Origin of the sequence: Streptomyces sp. NPDC048462, from assembly GCF_043200175.1 — a bacterium.
Classification (GTDB): Bacteria; Actinomycetota; Actinomycetes; order Streptomycetales; family Streptomycetaceae; genus Streptomyces.
Map to the genome: position 1 here is coordinate 105,123 of NZ_JBICXG010000021.1, position 17,928 is coordinate 123,050.

17 protein-coding genes are annotated in these 17,928 nt (G+C 71.7%); 13 read left to right on the forward strand and 4 right to left on the reverse strand.

Annotated features, from left to right (window positions below):
- Positions 1-53: 53 nt before the first annotated feature.
- The 6 genes from ribH (at position 54) to ACGFU6_RS29035 (ending at position 4,893) form a co-directional block, all read left to right on the forward strand.
- Positions 54-539 carry a 6,7-dimethyl-8-ribityllumazine synthase gene (gene ribH, locus ACGFU6_RS29010; RefSeq protein WP_024493156.1) on the forward strand — a complete coding sequence of 162 codons (486 nt, stop codon included), beginning with the start codon at positions 54-56 and terminating at the stop codon, positions 537-539.
- A 34-nt stretch (positions 540-573) separates the two neighbouring features.
- The gene (locus ACGFU6_RS29015) at positions 574-846 is read left to right on the forward strand and encodes a phosphoribosyl-ATP diphosphatase (protein WP_073739434.1); all 273 of its coding nucleotides are present in this window, start codon (positions 574-576) and stop codon (positions 844-846) included.
- Positions 847-908: 62 nt separating this feature from the next.
- Positions 909-1,757, forward strand: coding sequence for an ATP phosphoribosyltransferase (hisG, locus tag ACGFU6_RS29020; RefSeq protein WP_393615147.1), 849 nt, complete (start codon positions 909-911; stop codon positions 1,755-1,757).
- A 22-nt stretch (positions 1,758-1,779) separates the two neighbouring features.
- Positions 1,780-2,244, forward strand: coding sequence for a PH domain-containing protein (locus tag ACGFU6_RS29025; protein WP_393615149.1), 465 nt, complete (start codon positions 1,780-1,782; stop codon positions 2,242-2,244).
- Positions 2,245-2,428: 184 nt separating this feature from the next.
- A complete protein-coding gene (locus ACGFU6_RS29030; protein ID WP_393615151.1) occupies positions 2,429-3,799 on the forward strand; it encodes a hemolysin family protein in 1,371 nt (456 codons plus the stop codon).
- Positions 3,796-4,893 carry a hemolysin family protein gene (locus ACGFU6_RS29035; RefSeq protein ID WP_393615153.1) on the forward strand — a complete coding sequence of 366 codons (1,098 nt, stop codon included), beginning with the start codon at positions 3,796-3,798 and terminating at the stop codon, positions 4,891-4,893. Before ACGFU6_RS29030 ends, ACGFU6_RS29035 begins: the two co-directional genes overlap by 4 nt.
- Before the next feature lie 55 nt (positions 4,894-4,948).
- Here the strand turns inward: ACGFU6_RS29035 and ACGFU6_RS29040 are convergent, their stop codons facing one another.
- Both ACGFU6_RS29040 and ACGFU6_RS29045 read right to left on the reverse strand, forming a co-directional pair.
- Entirely contained in the window at positions 4,949-6,853 is a 1,905-nt protein-coding gene (locus ACGFU6_RS29040) for an AAA family ATPase (RefSeq protein WP_393615155.1), read from the reverse strand.
- A 358-nt stretch (positions 6,854-7,211) separates the two neighbouring features.
- A complete protein-coding gene (locus ACGFU6_RS29045; RefSeq protein ID WP_393615157.1) occupies positions 7,212-7,841 on the reverse strand; it encodes a uridine kinase in 630 nt (209 codons plus the stop codon).
- 174 nt (positions 7,842-8,015) lie between these two features.
- On the opposite strand from ACGFU6_RS29045, the gene ACGFU6_RS29050 reads away from it, so the two are divergent.
- Positions 8,016-9,386, forward strand: a complete 1,371-nt coding sequence (locus ACGFU6_RS29050) for a peptidase C39 family protein (RefSeq protein WP_393615159.1) — start codon at positions 8,016-8,018, stop codon at positions 9,384-9,386.
- Positions 9,387-9,501: 115 nt separating this feature from the next.
- Positions 9,502-9,654 carry an SCO1431 family membrane protein gene (locus ACGFU6_RS29055; protein ID WP_393615161.1) on the forward strand — a complete coding sequence of 51 codons (153 nt, stop codon included), beginning with the start codon at positions 9,502-9,504 and terminating at the stop codon, positions 9,652-9,654.
- Positions 9,655-9,728: 74 nt separating this feature from the next.
- Here the strand turns inward: ACGFU6_RS29055 and ACGFU6_RS29060 are convergent, their stop codons facing one another.
- Positions 9,729-11,003 (reverse strand): glycoside hydrolase family 18 protein, encoded by a 1,275-nt coding sequence (locus ACGFU6_RS29060; protein WP_393615163.1) that lies wholly within the window; start codon positions 11,001-11,003, stop codon positions 9,729-9,731.
- A 393-nt stretch (positions 11,004-11,396) separates the two neighbouring features.
- On the opposite strand from ACGFU6_RS29060, the gene ACGFU6_RS29065 reads away from it, so the two are divergent.
- Positions 11,397-12,569 carry an acyl-CoA dehydrogenase family protein gene (locus tag ACGFU6_RS29065; RefSeq protein ID WP_393615165.1) on the forward strand — a complete coding sequence of 391 codons (1,173 nt, stop codon included), beginning with the start codon at positions 11,397-11,399 and terminating at the stop codon, positions 12,567-12,569.
- Between the two features lie 447 nt (positions 12,570-13,016).
- Here the strand turns inward: ACGFU6_RS29065 and ACGFU6_RS29070 are convergent, their stop codons facing one another.
- Positions 13,017-13,418 (reverse strand): hypothetical protein, encoded by a 402-nt coding sequence (locus tag ACGFU6_RS29070; protein ID WP_393615167.1) that lies wholly within the window; start codon positions 13,416-13,418, stop codon positions 13,017-13,019.
- A 203-nt stretch (positions 13,419-13,621) separates the two neighbouring features.
- Between ACGFU6_RS29070 and ACGFU6_RS29075 the strand changes: the two genes are divergently transcribed.
- The 4 genes from ACGFU6_RS29075 to fxsA all read left to right on the forward strand — a co-directional run bounded on the left by ACGFU6_RS29075 (position 13,622) and on the right by fxsA (position 17,686).
- Positions 13,622-14,062, forward strand: coding sequence for an Lrp/AsnC family transcriptional regulator (locus ACGFU6_RS29075; RefSeq protein WP_393615169.1), 441 nt, complete (start codon positions 13,622-13,624; stop codon positions 14,060-14,062).
- 46 nt (positions 14,063-14,108) lie between these two features.
- The gene (locus ACGFU6_RS29080; protein ID WP_393615171.1) at positions 14,109-15,749 is read left to right on the forward strand and encodes an amidohydrolase; all 1,641 of its coding nucleotides are present in this window, start codon (positions 14,109-14,111) and stop codon (positions 15,747-15,749) included.
- Positions 15,750-16,276: 527 nt separating this feature from the next.
- Complete coding sequence (locus ACGFU6_RS29085; protein ID WP_393615173.1) at positions 16,277-17,044, forward strand: polyprenol monophosphomannose synthase; 768 nt, start codon at positions 16,277-16,279, stop codon at positions 17,042-17,044.
- A 66-nt stretch (positions 17,045-17,110) separates the two neighbouring features.
- Positions 17,111-17,686, forward strand: coding sequence for an FxsA family membrane protein (fxsA, locus tag ACGFU6_RS29090; protein WP_393615175.1), 576 nt, complete (start codon positions 17,111-17,113; stop codon positions 17,684-17,686).
- Positions 17,687-17,928: the final 242 nt, after the last annotated feature.

Below are 17,928 nucleotides of genomic sequence, written 5' to 3' on the forward strand. Positions count from 1 at the left end.
CAGCACCACCGGCACTGCCGGCAGCCATCAAGGAAACGAGCGGTAGGAGAGACATGAGCGGCAAGGGCGCACCCGAACTGTCCGTACGCAACTGCGGTGACCTGCGCGTGGCGGTCATCGCCGCGCAGTGGCACGAGAAGGTCATGGACGGACTCGTCGACGGCGCGCTGCGCGCCCTGCACGAGCTGGGCATCGACGAGCCGACCCTGCTGAGGGTCCCCGGCAGCTTCGAGCTCCCGGTGGTCGCCAAGGTGCTGGCCGGCCGCGGGTACGACGCGATCGTCGCCCTCGGTGTGATCATCCGGGGCGGCACCCCGCACTTCGAATACGTGTCCCACGGCGTCACCAACGGCCTCACCCAGGTCGCGGTCGACACCGGTGTACCCGTCGGCTTCGGTGTCCTCACCTGTGACACCGAGGAGCAGGCACTCGACCGGGCGGGCATCGAAGGGTCCAACGAGGACAAGGGGCACGAAGCGGTCACCGCCGCCGTCGCCACCGCGACCACACTGCGCTCGGTCAGCGAACCCTGGCGCTGAGTGCGCGCCGGGCACCCCGTATTCTAAGGACATCATGGCGAACAAAACCTTCGAAGAGCTCTTCGCCGAGCTGCAGCTCAAGGCCGCCGACGGCGACCCCTCCACCTCACGTACCGCCGAACTGGTGGACAAGGGTGTGCATGCCATCGGCAAGAAGGTCGTGGAGGAGGCCGCCGAAGTCTGGATGGCCGCCGAGCACGAGAGCAAGGACGCGGCGGCCGAGGAGATCTCCCAGCTGCTCTACCACGTCCAGGTGATGATGGTCGCGCGCGGCATCTCGCTCGACGACGTCTACGCCCATCTCTGAGCACGACCTCCGCACCCGCCCGCACGCTCCGCACACCCCTTTCGCAAAGGAAACCCGACCTCATGCTGCGCATCGCCGTCCCCAACAAGGGTGCTATCTCCGGGCCTGCGATGGCGATGCTCCATGAGGCGGGCTACAAGCAGCGCAAGGAGTCCAAGGAGCTCGTCCTCGTCGACCCCGAGAACCAGGTGGAGTTCTTCTACCTGCGCCCGCGCGACATCGCGATCTATGTCAGCTCGGGCCGGCTCGACATCGGCATCACCGGCCGTGACCTGCTGCTCGACTCCGGCGCCGAGGCCGAGGAGATCCTCCAGCTCGGCTTCGCCCGCTCCACCTTCCGCTACGCCACCAAGCCCGGCACGGCCGCCGGCCCGCAGGACTTCGACGGGCTGACGATCGCCACCTCCTACGAGGGCATCGTCGCCAAGCACCTGGCCGAGACCGGGGTCAACGCCTCGGTCGTCCACCTGGACGGCGCCGTCGAGACCGCGATCGAGCTCGGTGTCGCACAGATCATCGCCGACGTCGTCGAGACCGGCACCAGCCTGCGCAACGCCGGCCTCGAAGTCATCGGCGAACCGATCATGAAGTCCGAGGCGGTCGTCATCCGCCGCAGCGGCGCCCCGGACGACGAGCCCAAGGTCCAGCAGTTCCTGCGCCGCCTCCAGGGCGTCCTGGTCGCCCGCAGCTACGTGATGATGGACTACGACTGCCGCGTCGAGCACCTGGAGCGCGCGGTCGCCCTCACCCCGGGCCTGGAGTCGCCGACCATCTCCCCGCTGCACCACGAGGGCTGGGTCGCCGTCCGGTCGATGGTCGCCTCCAAGGAAGCGCAGCGGATCATGGACGACCTGTACGACCTCGGCGCCCGCGCGATCCTCACCACCGCCATCCACGCCTGCCGGCTCTGACGGCGGGACACGGAAGAAGACCATGTCAGCCCCCGCACCCCGGACCGGATCTCCCGCCCTCCCGGTCACCTTCCGGCCGACCCGCACCCGGGTGGTCCTGCTGAGTGTCGGCGTGGTGATGTTCGTCGTCATCACCGTCGTCGCCTTCACCCTGGAGCAGCTCAGCGCGGGGGAGCGGGCCAGCTTCGTCTTCACCGCGCTGGTCTTCCTCGGCGTTCTGGCGCTGCTCAGCCGGCCCAAGATCGTCGCGGACGAGAGCGGGGTGACCGTGGTCAATCTCACCCGCACCAGGCGCCTGTCCTGGGCCGAGATCGTGCGCGTCAACCTGCGTGCCGGTGACCCGTGGGTCTTCCTCGACCTCAGCGACGGAACCAGCATGCCCGCCCTCGGCATCCAGCCCGGAATCGCCAAGGAGCAGGCCATCCGCGACGCCCGCGCACTCCGCGCCCTGGCCGAGAACCACGGCGCGGGCACGGACAACGGCTGAGCCCCCTGCCCCGCAGGGCCTCTTGTTGATTACTCTGGTGGGCGGCGGCGCCCTGTGGCGCCCCGCCCCCACCAGAGGTCCCCGAGACCCGCGGGGCCTTCCTGCGACCCAAGGAGTGACTCCCTCCAGCAATGGACGGATCTTCCGGTAGTACCTGCGCCGCCCCTTCCGCGGAGGCGGCGGCATGACCACCCCCCTGCTGCTTCTCAGTGCGGCATTCCTTCTCATCCTCGCCAACGGATTCTTCGTGGCGGCCGAATTCGGGCTCGTCACCGTGGAACGGGCGGACGCCGAGCGCGCCGCCACCGAGGGCGACCGGCGGGCCCGTACCGTCGTCGACGCCCTGCGCGAACTCTCCTTCCAGCTCTCCGGCACCCAGCTCGGCATCACCATCACCTCACTGGTGGTCGGCATGCTCGCCGAGCCGGCGCTCGCCCAGCTGCTGGAGAGCCCACTCGCCCTGACCGGACTCCCCGACGGCGCCGTTCCCGGCATCAGCGTGGTGATCGGCATGCTCCTCGCGGCCGCCGTGCAGATGGTGATCGGCGAACTCGTACCGAAGAACTGGGCGGTCTCCAAGCCGCTCCAGGTCGCCCGGTTCGTCGCCGGTCCCCAGCACCGGTTCACCATGGTGTTCCGGCCGGTGATCGGCCTGCTGAACACCGTCGCCAACCGGCTGGTGCGGCTGCTCGGCGTGGAGCCGACCGATGAACTGGCCTCCGCCCGCACCCCGGGCGAGCTGGTCTCCCTGGCCAGGCACTCCGCCGAGGCCGGCACCCTCGAACAGGACACCGCGGACCTCTTCGTACGGACCCTGTCGCTCGCCGGGCTCACCGCCCAGCACGTGATGACGCCGCGCGTGAAGGTCAGCGCCCTCCAGACGTCCGCCACCGCGGCGGACGTCCTCAACCTCACCCGAGCCACCGGCCTCTCCCGCTTCCCCGTCTACCGGGAACGCATCGACGAGGTCGTCGGCATGATCCACCTCAAGGACGCGCTCGCGGTTCCCGCCAGGGACCGGCTGCGCACCACGGCCGGCCGGATCGCGGTGCCCCCGCTGCTGGTCCCGGAGACACTGCCCGTCGAGCAGCTCCTCCAGCGGCTCCGCAAGGAGCAGCCGATCGCCGTGGTGGTCGACGAGTACGGCGGCACCGCAGGTGTCGTCACCCTCGAGGACATCATCGAGGAACTCGTCGGAGAGGTCAGGGACGAGCACGACGCCGAAGGCGCCGACCGCCCGGAACTGGCCCCCGCCGCCCCCGAGGACGGCCGGTCCGCCTGGGACGCCGAGGGCAGCTGCCGAGTCCTCACCCTGCGCCGGATAGGGCTCGACGTGCCCGACGGCCCGTACGAGACCGTGGCCGGTCTCGTCGCCGACCTGCTCGGCCGGATCCCCGCCCCGGGCGACCGGGCCGAACTGCCCGGCTGGCGGATCTCGGTCCGCCAGGTCGGCCACTACCGGGCCGAGAAGGTCCGCTTCGTGCGCCTCGCCGGGGCCGCGGACCAGGTCACCGCCGAACCGGCGGGCCGCGGCGTCCTGGAGGCGGCGCGATGAGCCTGGTCCAGTTGCTCTTCGCCGGACTCCTGGTCCTCGCGAACGGCTTCTTCGTCGGCGCCGAGTTCGCACTCGTCTCCGTACGCCGCAGCCAGATCGAACCCCTCGCGGCAACCGGGTCCGGCCGGGCCCGCCAGGTGATGTACGGCCTGGAGAACCTGCCGCAGATGATGGCGGCCGCCCAGTTCGGCATCACCATCTGCTCGCTGACCCTGGGCGCCGTCGCGGAACCGACCGTCGCCCAGCTGCTGGAGCCGGTCTTCCACGCGGTGCACCTGCCCGAGGGCCTGATCCATCCCCTCGGCTACGTGCTGGCGCTGGTCTTCGTCGTCTTCCTCCACCTCGTCATCGGCGAGATGGTCCCGAAGAACCTGGCGATGGCCGCCCCGGAGAAGACCGCGCTGTGGCTCAGCCCCGGCCTGGTCGGCTTCGCCCGGCTCTGCCGCCCGGTCACCTCCGCGCTCGGCGCCTGCGCCCGGCTGGTGCTCCGGATCTTCGGCGTCGAGCCGAAGGACGAGGTGGAGGCCGTCTTCACCAGCGAGCAGCTCAACCGGCTGGTCGAGGACTCCGGACAGGCCGGACTCCTGGGGCCCGACGCCCAGGAACGGCTGGAGGACGCGCTGGAGCTGGGCAGCAGGCCCGTCACCGATGTGCTGCTGCGCCGGGCGAACCTGGTGACGGTCGACCCGTCCGTCACCCCGCACCGGATCGAGGCGCTCACGGTGCGGACCGGCTACTCGCGGTTCCCCGTCTGCGCCGAGGGCGGTGGCCCGTTCATGGGCTACCTGCACGTCAAGGACGTCCTCGACCTGGAGGACGGCGAGCGGGCGGTCCCGCAGCACGTGTGGCGCCCGATGGCGACGGTACGGGCCGAACTCCCGCTGGACGACGCCCTGACCGTGATGCGCCGCGCCGCGACGCACCTGGCCCAGGTCGCCGACGCCTCGGGCCGGGTACTCGGCCTGGTCGCCATGGAGGACGTCCTGGAGATGCTCGTCGGTGAGGTACGGGACCCGGCCCACCGGGTATCGGAGCCGCGCCGCACCGATGAGCGGAAGTCCGGCTCGGACGAACTGACGGCGCTGGTCGGCTGACCCGCACCGTCCCCGGCCACCGGGCGGGTCACCGTACCCGCCCGGCGGCCGGGGCTCACCCGGCCGGCCGCTCCGGGGGCCGGCGCCCCGACAGCACCTCGCCGTACGCCTGCATCAGGTCCGGCAGCCGCAGCGTCGCCAGATCGTCCCGCGTGGGCACCGTCGCGTAACCGGAGAGCCGCAGATCGCGGTAGGCGCAGCTCTTCTCGTACAGCGTGCGCAGGAACCGCCCGTTGCCCAGCTCGTCGAGCCAGCCCTGGCCGACCACATGGCCGCTGATGGCACGCAGCTCGTCCAGCGACTCCTCGTCCCACGCGTCCCCGTTCTCCGCGGCCAGCACCTCACCGATCGAGGTGAGCTCCAGCGGGCGGTAGCTGGGGAAGTCCACCCGGGTGGTGAACCGCGAGGACAGCCCGGGATTGGTGGCGAGCAGCCGGTCCATACCCTCCGGGTAGCCCGCCAGGATGACGACGAGGTGGTCCCGGTTGTCCTCCGCCCGCTTGAGGAGGACCTGAAGCGCCTCGTCCCCGTACGCGTCGCCCTTGCTGTAGCCGGTGTTCGAGAGGCTGTACGCCTCGTCGACGAACAGCACCCCGCCCAGCGCGGAGTCGATCAGCTCATTGGCCTTGACCGCGGTCTGGCCGAGGAACTCGCCGACCAGGTCCGCCCGCTGGGCCTCGACCAGGTGGTCCCCGCCCAGCAGGCCCAGCGCGTAGAACACCCGGCCAAGAATGCGGGCCACCGTGGTCTTCCCGGTACCGGACGGCCCGGAGAAGACGAAATGCCGTTTCGGCGGCTGTACGGGCAGCCCCTGGCCGGCCCGCAGCCGCGCCATGTTCAGCTGCGCGGACAAGGCCTTGACCTGCCGCTTCACCGGATCCAGCCCGACCATCCGCTCCAGCTCCGCCAAGGCCTCGGCCAGCAGCACCGGATCGCTCGGGCCGGCCGGGAACAGCGTCGGCGCCGACTGACCCGGCACCGCGGTCTTCTCCCGCGCCCCGCCCGGCGGCGGTGAGACCCCGACCCCCGGCAGGTCCTGCGGCTCGACGACGCCGGGGCGCAGCTCCCGGCCGTCCACCAGATCGGTGCCCAGCATCGAGTCGCCGTCCGGCTGGCCCTCCACGAAGGTGCCGTCGCCGCCCAGGCCCGTCAGGGACACGGCGGCCAGCCCGGACAGCTCGTCGGAGCCGTCCAGCCCGTCGTAGTCCGCGATCGCCGCCAGCCGGGCCGAGGTGTCCATGAACGCCGGATCGATTCGGTGCACCGCCCGGTACAACGGCAGCGCGGCCGCGCTGCGACCGGTCCCCTCGTGCGCCCGTGCCAGCCAGTAGCGCAGCTCCTTGCGCTGCGGCTGCTCGCTGCGGCAGCGCATCAGGGCGGTGGAGAGCAGCGGCTCGGCCTGCCCGTACATCTCCAGCCGCACCCGCGCCATCCCGCCGAACAGCCCGGCCTCGATGCCCAGGAGCGGGTCCTCGATCAGCTGTTCCGTATGGCGTACGAGCTGCTCCCAGTCCTTGACCAGGTAGGAGCGGCAGGCGTGCAGGAAGCGCACCTGTGCGTCGGCGTCCACCGGGGGCAACCCGGCCAGTGCCCGGTCCAGCTCAGGCACATGGCGTCCGTCCAGCCAGTGCGAGGCGTGCGCCAGCAGCAGGTCGCGCGGGCTCTCCAGCACCGGCTGTACCCACCAGCCCAGCCAGTACCAGGAGTTCAGCGTGCGGCGGTGACGGCCGCGCTGTTCGCCGAAGCGGTCACGGTGGCTGTACATATGCAGCAGCGCCGTCGTGGTGTCGACCCGCAGCGCGTGGAGGCCCAGCCAGGCGTCCGCCATGCCGGGATCGAGTTGTACCGCAGCTCTGAATTCCTCTTCGGCCTGCGGGTAGGCGCCCATCGTGTAGGCGTCCACGCCGCGCAGCCAGGCGAGGTCGGCCGGGGCCTGTGCGCCCTGCGTGCCGATGTCCATCTGGTCCCCCACAAACCGTGCCCCCAGGATGTCCCGCCGCACGGCTGCCCGCCAAGGCGTGCCGAACCGCTGTGCCGTGGACGGGAATTGACCGCACCGAGAGGCATCGTACCTGCGCAGGGAGTGTCCGACTAAGGGCGCCGCAGGCCGAAGGGGGGCCGTGACCGAGGGTGAGCGGAATGGGGTGGAACGGGGCCGGTGCCGGGCGCCGGGCACAGGACGAAGCCCCCGATCACGGGGGAACAACCGGGGGCTTCGTGTCTGCGGGGGCTCCGAAAAGCCGCACATTGAGAACGTAAGACCTGTACCGCCCCGGGTCAAGCAGAGCCGGGGCACTTCCGGGCCGATTTCCGACTGCTCAGTATGGCGGTACCGGATGATCACTTTGGGTGACGGAATGACTCGCTCGCGCTGTCGCGCCGGATCCCTCCAACCACTCGTACCCCACAGGCAACTGACGCATCAGCACATCGGCCGAGGCGCGGGAGGGGTCGGCCGAGAAATGAGCTGATTCGGCGGTGGTCCAGTCGTCCCAGAACGCCGTCAGGGCCGGCCCGTCGCGCCGCCGGCCCCGCTCCCAGGACTCGGCGGCGGGCAGATCCATCCACAACAGGTGCGCGAGGAGGGGGCGCAGCGCCCGTCGTCCGGCGCCGACTCCCTCCACCAGGACCACCGGGGCGGGTTCAAGGGTGCGCGGCGGGCCGAAGTGCCGGGCCGTCCAGTCGTAGGGCTCGTAGCGTGCGGGCTCCCCGTGCGACAGCGGTCCTGCGACCTGGCTCCGGAACCGGTCCGTCCAGTCGAACATCTCGGCGTGGCTGGCCAGATCGTCCAGGTGCAGGACGGGCGCGTCGCCGAGCTCGGCCGCGAGCCGGGCGGCGAAGGTGCTCTTGCCCGATCCGGCGTGGCCGTCGACGGCGATCAGCCGGACCGGCCCGCAGGACGGTGGCAGGGTGCGCAGCCGCGCGGCGTGCGGTGAGAGGTCGCTCATCCGTCCACCCTACGAGCCGGCGCGAGGCCGTCGCAGGTCACGCCAGTGGTCGAGACCAATATTGGTCCTGCGGCACGAGGCGAATCGCTGGCCGAACCGGGTGGCGACCCGCAATAGTTGGCGCACTGTCGTGCACCTGAAGCCCCATTCCGCCTACGACCGGGGGTCTCGCCCATGCCCAGTCCGACCTCACGCCGAACCGTGCTGGCCGCCGCCATCGCGGCAGCGGCCGGAGCCGGAGCGGTGTCGTCCACCGCTTCCGCCGCGGCCGCAGCGCCCTCTTCCGCCCCGCACCACGCACCCTCGACGGCGGCAGCCTCCGTGGACAACCACTCCTGGAGTACGTACACCGACTGGCGCTGCGGGTCCGGCGCCGGAACCCGCGCCGTCGCGGGCCGCCGCGCGGGCCTGGTGATCGGCCACCCGCTGGGACGTACCGACTACACCGATCCGCACACCGGTACGACGGCGGCCTGGGAGTACGCCACCTGGACCTCGCCCGTCCACCGCTCCGCCGTCCCGGCCACCGAGGCGATCGCCTCCTGGAACGCGCACACGCCGGCCGGTACCTGGATCCAGATCGAACTGCGGGGCACCTACTCGGACGGTACCGACACCCCCTGGTACGTCATGGGGCGCTGGGCGGCCGGCGACGGCGACATCCGCCGTACCTCCGTCGACGACCAGAGCGACGGCAAGAGCTCGATCTGGACCGACACCTTCTCGGTGGACGACGCGGCGAGCGGCCTGCGGCTCGTGTCCTACCGGCTGCGGCTGACCCTGTACCGCACCCCCGGCACCCGGCTCACCCCCACCGTCTGGCGCCTGGGCGCGATGGCCTCGGACATCCCCGACCGCTTCACCGTGCCCGCCTCGGTCCCCGGCCTGGTCCGGGAGCTGCCGGTGCCGCGCTACTCGCAGAACGTGCACGCCGGCCAGTACCCCGAGTACGACAACGGCGGCGAGGCGTGGTGCAGCCCCACCTCCTCGCAGATGATCATCGAGTACTGGGGACGCCACCCCAGCGCCGAGGACCTCTCCTGGGTGAAGCCGGGCCTGGCGGACCCGCAGGTCTGCCACGCGGCGCGCTTCACCTACGACAACCAGTACGAGGGCTGCGGCAACTGGCCGTTCAACGCCGCTTACGCGGCCACCTACGAGGACATGAGCGCCGTGGTGACCCGGCTCGGTTCGCTGAAGGACCTGGAGACCCTGGTCCGGGCGGGTATCCCGGCCATAACGTCCCAGTCGTTCCTGAAGGAGGAGCTGACGGGCGCGGGGTACGGCACCTCGGGGCACCTGATGACGGTCATCGGCTTCACCGCGGACGGCGACGTGATCGCCAACGACCCCGCCTCCCCGGACGACGAGGCGGTCCGCCGCGTCTACCGGCGGCACGAGTGGGAGACGATCTGGCTGCGGACCAAGCGCTACAACGCGAGCGGCAGTGTGGTCTCGGGCACAGGCGGTGTCTGCTACCTCTACTTCCCCGCACACCCGACACCCGCCCAGCGCCGGGCTCTGGCCGCTGTCGGGGTCCGCTGACGCGTCCCTGCTCCCGGGGACAGTGACGCAGCTCTCTACCCCGGGGGCCGCTCCGGCTGGCACTGTGGTCGGGTCCTCGGGGGACAACGACTGCCGGCCGACCGAACGAGATGCCATGAGCGCGACTGCCGCCGCAACCACCACCCATGCCCGCCGCCGCGCACGGACCGGCGGGCCCGACGACGGCTCCAAGCTGCTGGAGAACGTCCTGGGCTGGACGCTTGTCGTCGTCATCGCGATGTTCGTCACGCAGATCGGCCTGATGTGACCGGCCGGCGGACGTGACGGTGGGCGGGGAGCCCGCCCGGCTCCCCGCCCACCGTCATGACCGCCGCACCGAGGTCAGTTGACCGCCTTGATCAGCTCGCCGTCGGTGGTGTCACCGCTGAGCTCCCAGAGGAAGGTGCCGCCCAGGCCCTGCTGGTTCTTGTAGTCCATCTTGGTGCCGATGGTGGCCGGGGTGTCGTAGCTCCACCAGTTGGTGCCGCAGTGCGCGTACGCGGTGCCGGCGACGGTGCCGGTGGCGGGGCAGCTGTTCTTGAGGACCTTGTAGTCCTCGATGCCCGCCTCGTACGTACCCGGGGCCGCGCCGGTCGCCGTGCCGCCCGGCTCGTCCTGCGTGACGCCGCTCCAGCCCCGGCCGTAGAAGCCGATGCCGAGCAGCAGCTTGGAGGCGGGGACGCCCGCCGCCTTCAGCTTGGAGATGGCCGCGTCGCTGTTGAAGCCCTCCTTGGGGATGCCCGGGTAGGAGTTCAGCGGCGAGTGCGGTGCCGTCGGACCCTTGGCGTCCCAGGCGCCGAAGAAGTCGTACGTCATCGGGTTGTACCAGTCGACGTACTTCGCCGCGCCGCCGTAGTCGACCGCGTCGAGCTTGCCGCCGTCGGAGCCGTCCGCGCTGATCGCCGAGGTGACCAGGTTGTCCGTGCCGAACTTGGAGCGCAGGGCGGACAGCAGGTTGCCGTAGGCGTCACGGCCGCTGGTGTCGCAGGTCAGCCCGCACTCGTTGGGGTACTCCCAGTCGATGTCGATGCCGTCGAAGACATCGGCCCAGCGCGGGTCCTCGACCAGGCTGTAGCAGGAGTCCGCGAACGCGGCCGGGTTCTTCGCGGCCTCACCGAAGCCGCCGGACCAGGTCCAGCCGCCGAACGACCAGAGGATCTTGAGGTCCGGGTGCAGCTTCTTCAGCTTGCGCAGCTGGTTGAAGCTGCCGGCCAGGTCCTGGTCCCAGGTGTCCGCGACCCCGTCGACCGACTGGTCGGCCGTGTAGGTCTTCTCGTAGTCGGCGTAGGAGTCACCGACCGTGCACTTGCCGCCCTGGACGTTGCCGAAGGCGTAGTTGATGTGCGTGAGCTTGTCGGCCGAGCCCGAGGTCTCGATGTTCTTGACGTGGTAATTGCGGTCGTAGACACCCCAGTCGGTGAAGTAGCCGACCACCTTGCTGCCGGCCGCTGTGGGGGCGGCGGGCGCTGCCGCAGGGGCGGCGGCCTGCAGGTCGGCGGGGGCCGCGCCGGCGGACCCGGTGCCCGCGACGCCCAGCAGGGCGGCGCCCAGGGCGGCGGTACAGGCGGCAGCGGCGAGCGCCCGGAGACGCGCTCCCGGGCGATGCAGTCCGATCATCGTTGCTCCTCGTGGGGGAGGGGGCTTGCCGGTGGACGACCGGCTTTCGGCGCTCGCACAGAATTGGCATGAACGCGGAAAGCCGGTTCGCGGTGAACCGTAGAAGGACTAGACCAGTTGGGTCAATGGTTCGGACCAATTCCGCTGATCGTCCGCCAGGACGACCCGTGATCGCGCGCCGTGGCCGAAGTGCCTCATCGCCCAGTGACGGATACCGTCCTATCGGGCATACTCAAGCCGCCACAGCCGCTGACCGGCACCTCTCGTAATCCGGGAGGGCAACATCGGCTGGACCGCAGTCTTTTCGGGCTCCGCCCGGAGATCCCCCGGCGGCGCCGCACCCACCCCGCGCGCGCGACCGCCGCAACGCCCGACAGGGAGGAGAGCGCCGTCATGCCCGACCGTGCCCCGCAGTCAGTGGAACGCCGACTGCCCACCGAGGAGTCCAGGCAGCTCATCGGGCTCGTCCGCGACATCGTCCAGCGTGAGATCGCGCCACGAGCGGCCGAGGAGGAGGACGCCGGCCGGTTCCCGCGCGACGTCTTCACACTGCTCTCCGGCTCCGGCCTGCTCGGACTGCCCTACGACTTGGCCCACGGCGGCGGCGACCAGCCGTACGAGGTGTACCTCCAGGTACTCGAAGAGCTCAGCTCCGCCCGCCTCACCGTCGGGCTCGGCGTCAGCGTCCACTCCCTGGCCTGCCACGCGGTCGCCGGGTACGGCACCAAGGAGCAGCAGGCCGAACACCTTCCGGCCATGCTCGCGGGCGGCCTGCTGGGCGCCTACTGCCTCTCCGAGCCCGCCTCCGGCTCGGACGCCGCCTCGCTGCGGACGAAGGCCGTACGGGACGGGGACGACTGGGTCATCACCGGCACCAAGGCGTGGATCACCCATGGTGGCGTCGCGGACTTCTACACCGTGCTCGCCCGCACCGGCGCCGACGGCGCGCGCGGGATCACCGCCTTCCTCGTTCCGGGCGACGCCGACGGGCTGAGCGCGGCCGTACCCGAGAAGAAGATGGGGATGAAGGGCTCGCCGACCGCCCAGCTCCACTTCGACGGGGTACGGGTCCCGGACGCGCGCCGGATCGGCGAGGAGGGGCAGGGCTTCGCGATCGCGCTGTCCGCACTCGACTCCGGCCGCCTCGGCATCGCCGCGTGCGCCATCGGCGTGGCGCAGGCGGCGCTGGACGAGGCCGTCGCCTACGCCACCGGGCGCCGGCAGTTCGGCCGTCCCATCGCGGACTTCCAGGGGCTGCGGTTCATGCTCGCGGACATGGCCACCCAGATCGAGGCGGGCCGGGCGCTCTATCTGGAGGCGGCCAGGCTGCGTGACGCGGGCAGCCCGTTCTCGCGGCAGGCGGCCATGGCCAAGCTGTTCTGCACGGACGCCGCGATGCGGGTCACCACCGACGCCGTCCAGGTGCTCGGCGGATACGGCTACACGCTGGACTTCCCCGTCGAGCGGCTCATGCGCGAGGCGAAGGTGCTGCAGATCGTCGAGGGCACCAACCAGATCCAGCGCATGGTCATCGCGCGCCACCTCGCGGGTCCTGAGACGCACTGACCCGCAGCGGCCGGTCCGACCACACGGGCGTCGTCATGATCCGGTTCCACTCCTGGTCGTGGCGGCCCGGCATGGTCCGCCCGGTGCCCTCCCAGTGCCGGAGCATGGCCCGGTAGATGGGTGGATCGGTGGAATGGGGCACCGGGCGCGGCGGCTCGGGCTGCGGGAGCGGTGAGGCCTCGGGCTGCGGAACCGATTCTTCGGAGGCCGGAACGGCGAGACGTCGTCGACCGGGGCCGGCCGTGGAATGCAGCAGGGTCATGCCAGGCCAACGCCGGGGGGCGGGGCCGGGTCACTGTCCGGCTGATTCGGGCGCCCGTTCGCCAGGTTCTCCGCGGCGGCACGGGCGCCGTTCGCCGAGCGCACCACGCCGGCCGGGCCGTCGTGGTGCGGCGCGGTTCTGCCGTGCCGGGCGGTACGCGCTCCCGCGCGGGCGGGAGCGCGGGATCAGGCGGCCTCGCGCCGGAGCTGCTGCGGCATCCGGAAGGGGCGGGAGCCGATGTCCCCGGCGTGCGAGAAGGGCTGCATCCTCCAGTCGAGCCCCTGAGGGAGCGTCAGCAGCAGGGCCGTCTCCTGCTCCTGGACGTCGGGCGACTCGTCCGCGGACTGCGCCTTCGACGCCGGGCGGCCGGTACCGGCGCACACCGTGAGGACGAACGGGTTCCACGGAGTCGGGCACAGTGCGTGCTCCGGCAGCGCGGTCTCGTCCGCCAGGAGAGCGATCGGCTGTGCGCAGTCCGGGCAGGTGACCCGGTACATCTCAAGCGTGTCGTACGCGTCGGGACCGGTGTCCTCGAAAGGATCAACGGGCTCCGGTTCGGTACGTCCGGTGACCTTGACGTTCTGCATGGAAATTCCCCCCTCGGGTGGGCCGGCACGGCGTCGCGGCCTCGGCCAAAGCAAGCACTTCCCGTCACGGATCGGCCGTAACCGCGAGGTGCCCGGCTACCGACCCGTAAACCTGTGGCATTCATCACATGACCACCACGGGGTGCCCTGCGAAGGCTCCTGCGGCTGTGCCTGGAGGGGCCCGGGGCCATAGATTGATCCATATGGAGGAGCTGGACCGTCAAATCGTGGAGTTGCTCGTCAGGGACGGGCGGATGAGCTACACCGACCTGGGCAAGGCCACCGGCCTGTCGACCTCGGCGGTGCATCAGCGAGTCCGCAGGCTGGAGCAGCGCGGGGTGATCCGGGGCTATGCCGCGGTCGTCGACCCCGAGGCCGTCGGCCTGCCGCTGACCGCGTTCATCTCGGTGAAGCCCTTCGACCCGAGCGCCCCGGACGACATCGCGGAGCGGCTCGCCGGGATCCCGGAGCTGGAGGCCTGCCACAGCGTCGCGGGTGACGAGAACTACATCCTGAAGGTGCGCGTCGCGACCCCGCTCGAACTGGAGCACCTGCTGACGCGCATCCGCTCGCTCGCCGGTGTCTCCACGCGCACCACCGTCGTCCTCTCCACACCGTACGAGGCCCGGCCGCCGCAGATCTGAGGGGCCGGGCACGGGGCGGCACCCTCCAGGCGGGAGACTGGTCCCCATGACCGAGAGCACCGCCCCCCAGAGCGAACACCGCACCGTGCTGCTGCGCGGTGGAGACGTCCACAGCCCCGCCGACCCCTTCGCCACCGCCATGGTGGTCGAACGGGGCCATGTCGCCTGGGTGGGCTCCGAGGGAGCCGCCGACGCCTTCGCCGGCGGCGTCGACGAGGTGATCGACCTCGACGGAGCGCTCGTCACCCCCGCGTTCACCGACGCCCACGTCCACACCACGTCGACCGGCCTGGCCCTCACCGGCCTTGACCTCTCCGGCGCCCGCACCCTGGACGAGGCCCTCGCCCTCGTACGGACGTACGTGGCGGCGCACCCGGCCGACCGGGTGGTCCTCGGGCACGGCTGGGACGCCACGCGCTGGCCCGAGGGGCGTCCGCCCTCGCGCTCCGAGCTGGACGCGGCGGCCGGCGGCCGGCCGGTCTACCTGCCCCGGATCGACGTGCACTCGGCGGTCGCGAGCACCGCGCTGCTGGACCTGGTCCCCTCGGTCACCTCGATGGCCGGCTACCACCCCGAGGCGCCGCTGACCGCCGCCGCCCACCACGCGGTGCGCTCCGCCGCCCACGGCGCCGTCTCACCGCTCCAGCGTGCCGACGCCCAGCGTGCCGCCCTGGACCGTGCCGCGTCCCTGGGCATCGGCACGGTCCACGAGTGCGGCGGCCCCGACATCTCCGACGAGGAGGACTTCACCGCGCTGCTGAAGCTCGCCGCCGGACGGCCCGGACCGCGGGTCTTCGGCTACTGGGCCGAGCAGGTCGCCGACGAGAAGGACGCCCGGCGCATCCGGGAGCTCGGCGCGGTGGGCGCGGCCGGGGACCTCTTCGTCGACGGCTCGCTCGGCTCGCACACCGCCTGCCTGCACGAGCCCTACGCCGACGCCTCGCTGACCGGCGCCGCCCATCTGGACGCCGGGCAGATCGCGGCCCACGTCGCGGCCTGCACCGAGGCCGGGCTGCAGGCGGGCTTCCACGCCATCGGTGACGCCGCGCTCGGTGCCGTCGTCGATGGCGTCAGGGCGGCCGCCGACAGGGTCGGCCTGGGCCGGGTGCGGGCCGCCAGGCACCGGATCGAGCACGCCGAGATGCTCACCCCCGAGACCGTCGCCGCTTTCGCGGAACTGGGACTCACCGCCTCCGTCCAGCCCGCCTTCGATGCCGCCTGGGGCGGTGAGGAGGGCATGTACGCCCAACGGCTGGGTGCCGGGCGGGCCAGGACCCTCAACCCCTACGCGGCCCTCCTGCGGGCCGGTGTGCCCCTCGCGTTCGGCTCCGACAGCCCGGTGACCCCGCTCGACCCGTGGGGGACCGTGCGGGCCGCCGCGTTCCACCGGACGCCCGAGCACCGGATCTCCGTACGGGCCGGCTTCACCGCTCACACCAGGGGCGGCTGGCGGGCCGTCGGCCGCGACGACGCGGGCACCCTGGTGCCGGGTGCCCCGGCCGACTACGCGGTCTGGCGCACCGATGACCTGGTGGTCCAGGCCCCGGACGACCGGGTCGCCCGCTGGTCGACCGATCCCAGGTCGGGGACGCCCGGACTGCCCGACCTCAGCCCGGGGGCCGAACTCCCCGTCTGCCTGCGCACCGTCGTCTTCGGACAAACTGTCTACGTACGGCCGAACGAGTGATGTGCGGACATTTCGTACCGCCGATCGAAGGTGCCCCGGTTCTCCCGCGACCTGGGGATCTCCGGTACTGACCAGGCAAGTTCGGTAAAGGGTGCAGGTCAGGCAACTATTGACAGAATGCGCCCACTGGCCGGTAGGTTCGGCCGAGTCCACCACAGGACGTCCGACCGGTTAAACCTCCACGCAGTCGTCGAACGCCGCTGGGTCATGAGGTGGTGTGCCGCACCGGCGCACCACCACTGACAGCCAGGTTCAGCGCCCGCGCCTCGGGGGCGAGGGAAGGTTTCAGCCGGACGGAGGGTGCGACCCGGGTGGGGCCCGGACGTTCAGTAGACAACGGCTCTAGGTCGACCCGCAGCCGGCGGGTCCCAGGTCGGCCCGAAGGACGCCGGGCCCCGATCCGCAGTTCTGTCCGTACTTCCGCGCTTCTGTCCGCCGCCACCGCCGAACCGCCCCGACCGGGTCGCTCGGCGGCCCCGCCGCGCTGGATATGGTGTGTGTCTGCGTACGGACTTAAGGGGCGGTTAGTGAACGACGGCGGTCAGAGGCGATACGGCCCGCTCGGCAGAACCTTGGTGATCATTCCGACCTACAACGAGGCCGAGAACATCAAGCCGATCGTCAGCCGGGTGCGCGCCGCCGTACCGGAGGCCGACATCCTGGTCGCCGACGACAACAGCCCCGACGGCACCGGCAAGCTGGCCGACGAACTGGCCGGCGCGGACGACCAGGTCCACGTGCTGCACCGCAAGGGCAAGGAAGGGCTCGGCGCGGCCTACCTCGCCGGCTTCCGCTGGGGCATGGACCACGACTACGGCGTGCTCGTCGAGATGGACGCGGACGGCTCCCACCAGCCCGAGGAACTGCCCCGGCTGCTCACCGCCCTCAAGAGCGCGGACCTGGTGCTTGGCTCCCGCTGGGTCCCGGGCGGGCGGGTGGTCAACTGGCCCAAGTCCCGCGAGATGATCTCCCGAGGCGGCAGCACCTACTCGCGGCTGATGCTCGGCCTGCGGACCAGGGACGTCACCGGCGGGTACCGGGCCTTCCGCACGGAGACCCTGAAGGGCATCGGACTCGACGAGGTCGCCTCGCAGGGCTACTGCTTCCAGGTCGACCTGGCACGCCGCTCGATCGAGGCCGGCTACCACGTCGTCGAGGTCCCGATCACCTTCGTGGACCGGGAGGTCGGCGACTCCAAGATGAGCCGGGACATCCTCGTCGAGGCGCTCTGGCGGGTGACCGCCTGGGGTGTCACCACCCGCACGAACCGGGTGCTCGGACGCCGGGCACCCTGACGTCCCGGGCCGGATGATCTTCGCCCCCTTACCGCGCCAGGACGCGTGGCCAGGCACACTGGGGACATGACGACCGGCACACCGCCCCCGACCGCCCGCAAGCGCTCGCGCGCCCGGACCCTCGTACCTCTCGCCATCGCCGCCTGGGCGGTGCTGGAGATCTGGCTGCTCATCGTGGTGGCGGACGTGGCGGGCGGGTTCACCGTCCTGCTGCTCCTGGCCGCGGGCGTCGTGCTCGGCGCCGTGGTGATGAAGTCGGCGGGTCGCCGTGCCTTCCGCAATCTCACCGAGACGCTCCAGCAGATGCCGGGGCAGCCGGGCGCCGACGGCTCGTCGCCCGCTCCGGCGAGCAGCAGGGGCAACGGCTTCCTCATGCTCGGCGGACTGCTGATCATGATTCCGGGGATGATCTCGGACGTGGCCGGACTGCTGCTCCTGGTGCCGCCGGTCCGGTCGGCGCTCAGCAAGTACGCGGAGCGCTCGCTGGAGCGCCGGATGCGCGGTGCGGCCCCCGGCGGCCTCTCGGACGCCTTCCAGCAGGCCCGCATGCACCGGCCCGACGGCAAGGTCGTCCAGGGCGAGGTCATCCGGGACGACCCCGCCCGTCCCGACGACGACCGTCGCCCGCCCCTGACGCCGTAGACCCGCTCGGCCGGCGCGCGCACCCCAGCCGTCCGACACCCGAACGCCGACAACACGAACAGAGCCGCGGGGGGGGGGGGGGGGGGGGCGGGGGGGGGGGCGGGGGGGGGGGGGGGGGGGGGGGGGGGGGGGGGGGGGCGGGCGGGGGGGGGGGGGGGGGGGGGGGGGGGGGGGGGGGGGGGGGCACGGCGAAGGGCTGGGCCGGGTGCCGGCGGAGGTGATCCGGCTGTGGTCCGTGGCCG

Coding starts and splice junctions, on each gene's coding strand:
- ribH (WP_024493156.1), top strand. CDS start 54: ATGAGCGGCAAGGGCGCACCCGAACTGTCCGTACGCAACTGCGGTGAC.
- ACGFU6_RS29015 (WP_073739434.1), top strand. CDS start 574: ATGGCGAACAAAACCTTCGAAGAGCTCTTCGCCGAGCTGCAGCTCAAG.
- hisG (WP_393615147.1), top strand. CDS start 909: ATGCTGCGCATCGCCGTCCCCAACAAGGGTGCTATCTCCGGGCCTGCG.
- ACGFU6_RS29025 (WP_393615149.1), top strand. CDS start 1,780: ATGTCAGCCCCCGCACCCCGGACCGGATCTCCCGCCCTCCCGGTCACC.
- ACGFU6_RS29030 (WP_393615151.1), top strand. CDS start 2,429: ATGACCACCCCCCTGCTGCTTCTCAGTGCGGCATTCCTTCTCATCCTC.
- ACGFU6_RS29035 (WP_393615153.1), top strand. CDS start 3,796: ATGAGCCTGGTCCAGTTGCTCTTCGCCGGACTCCTGGTCCTCGCGAAC.
- ACGFU6_RS29040 (WP_393615155.1), bottom strand. CDS start 6,853: ATGGACATCGGCACGCAGGGCGCACAGGCCCCGGCCGACCTCGCCTGG.
- ACGFU6_RS29045 (WP_393615157.1), bottom strand. CDS start 7,841: ATGAGCGACCTCTCACCGCACGCCGCGCGGCTGCGCACCCTGCCACCG.
- ACGFU6_RS29050 (WP_393615159.1), top strand. CDS start 8,016: ATGCCCAGTCCGACCTCACGCCGAACCGTGCTGGCCGCCGCCATCGCG.
- ACGFU6_RS29055 (WP_393615161.1), top strand. CDS start 9,502: ATGAGCGCGACTGCCGCCGCAACCACCACCCATGCCCGCCGCCGCGCA.
- ACGFU6_RS29060 (WP_393615163.1), bottom strand. CDS start 11,003: ATGATCGGACTGCATCGCCCGGGAGCGCGTCTCCGGGCGCTCGCCGCT.
- ACGFU6_RS29065 (WP_393615165.1), top strand. CDS start 11,397: ATGCCCGACCGTGCCCCGCAGTCAGTGGAACGCCGACTGCCCACCGAG.
- ACGFU6_RS29070 (WP_393615167.1), bottom strand. CDS start 13,418: ATGCAGAACGTCAAGGTCACCGGACGTACCGAACCGGAGCCCGTTGAT.
- ACGFU6_RS29075 (WP_393615169.1), top strand. CDS start 13,622: ATGGAGGAGCTGGACCGTCAAATCGTGGAGTTGCTCGTCAGGGACGGG.
- ACGFU6_RS29080 (WP_393615171.1), top strand. CDS start 14,109: ATGACCGAGAGCACCGCCCCCCAGAGCGAACACCGCACCGTGCTGCTG.
- fxsA (WP_393615175.1), top strand. CDS start 17,111: ATGACGACCGGCACACCGCCCCCGACCGCCCGCAAGCGCTCGCGCGCC.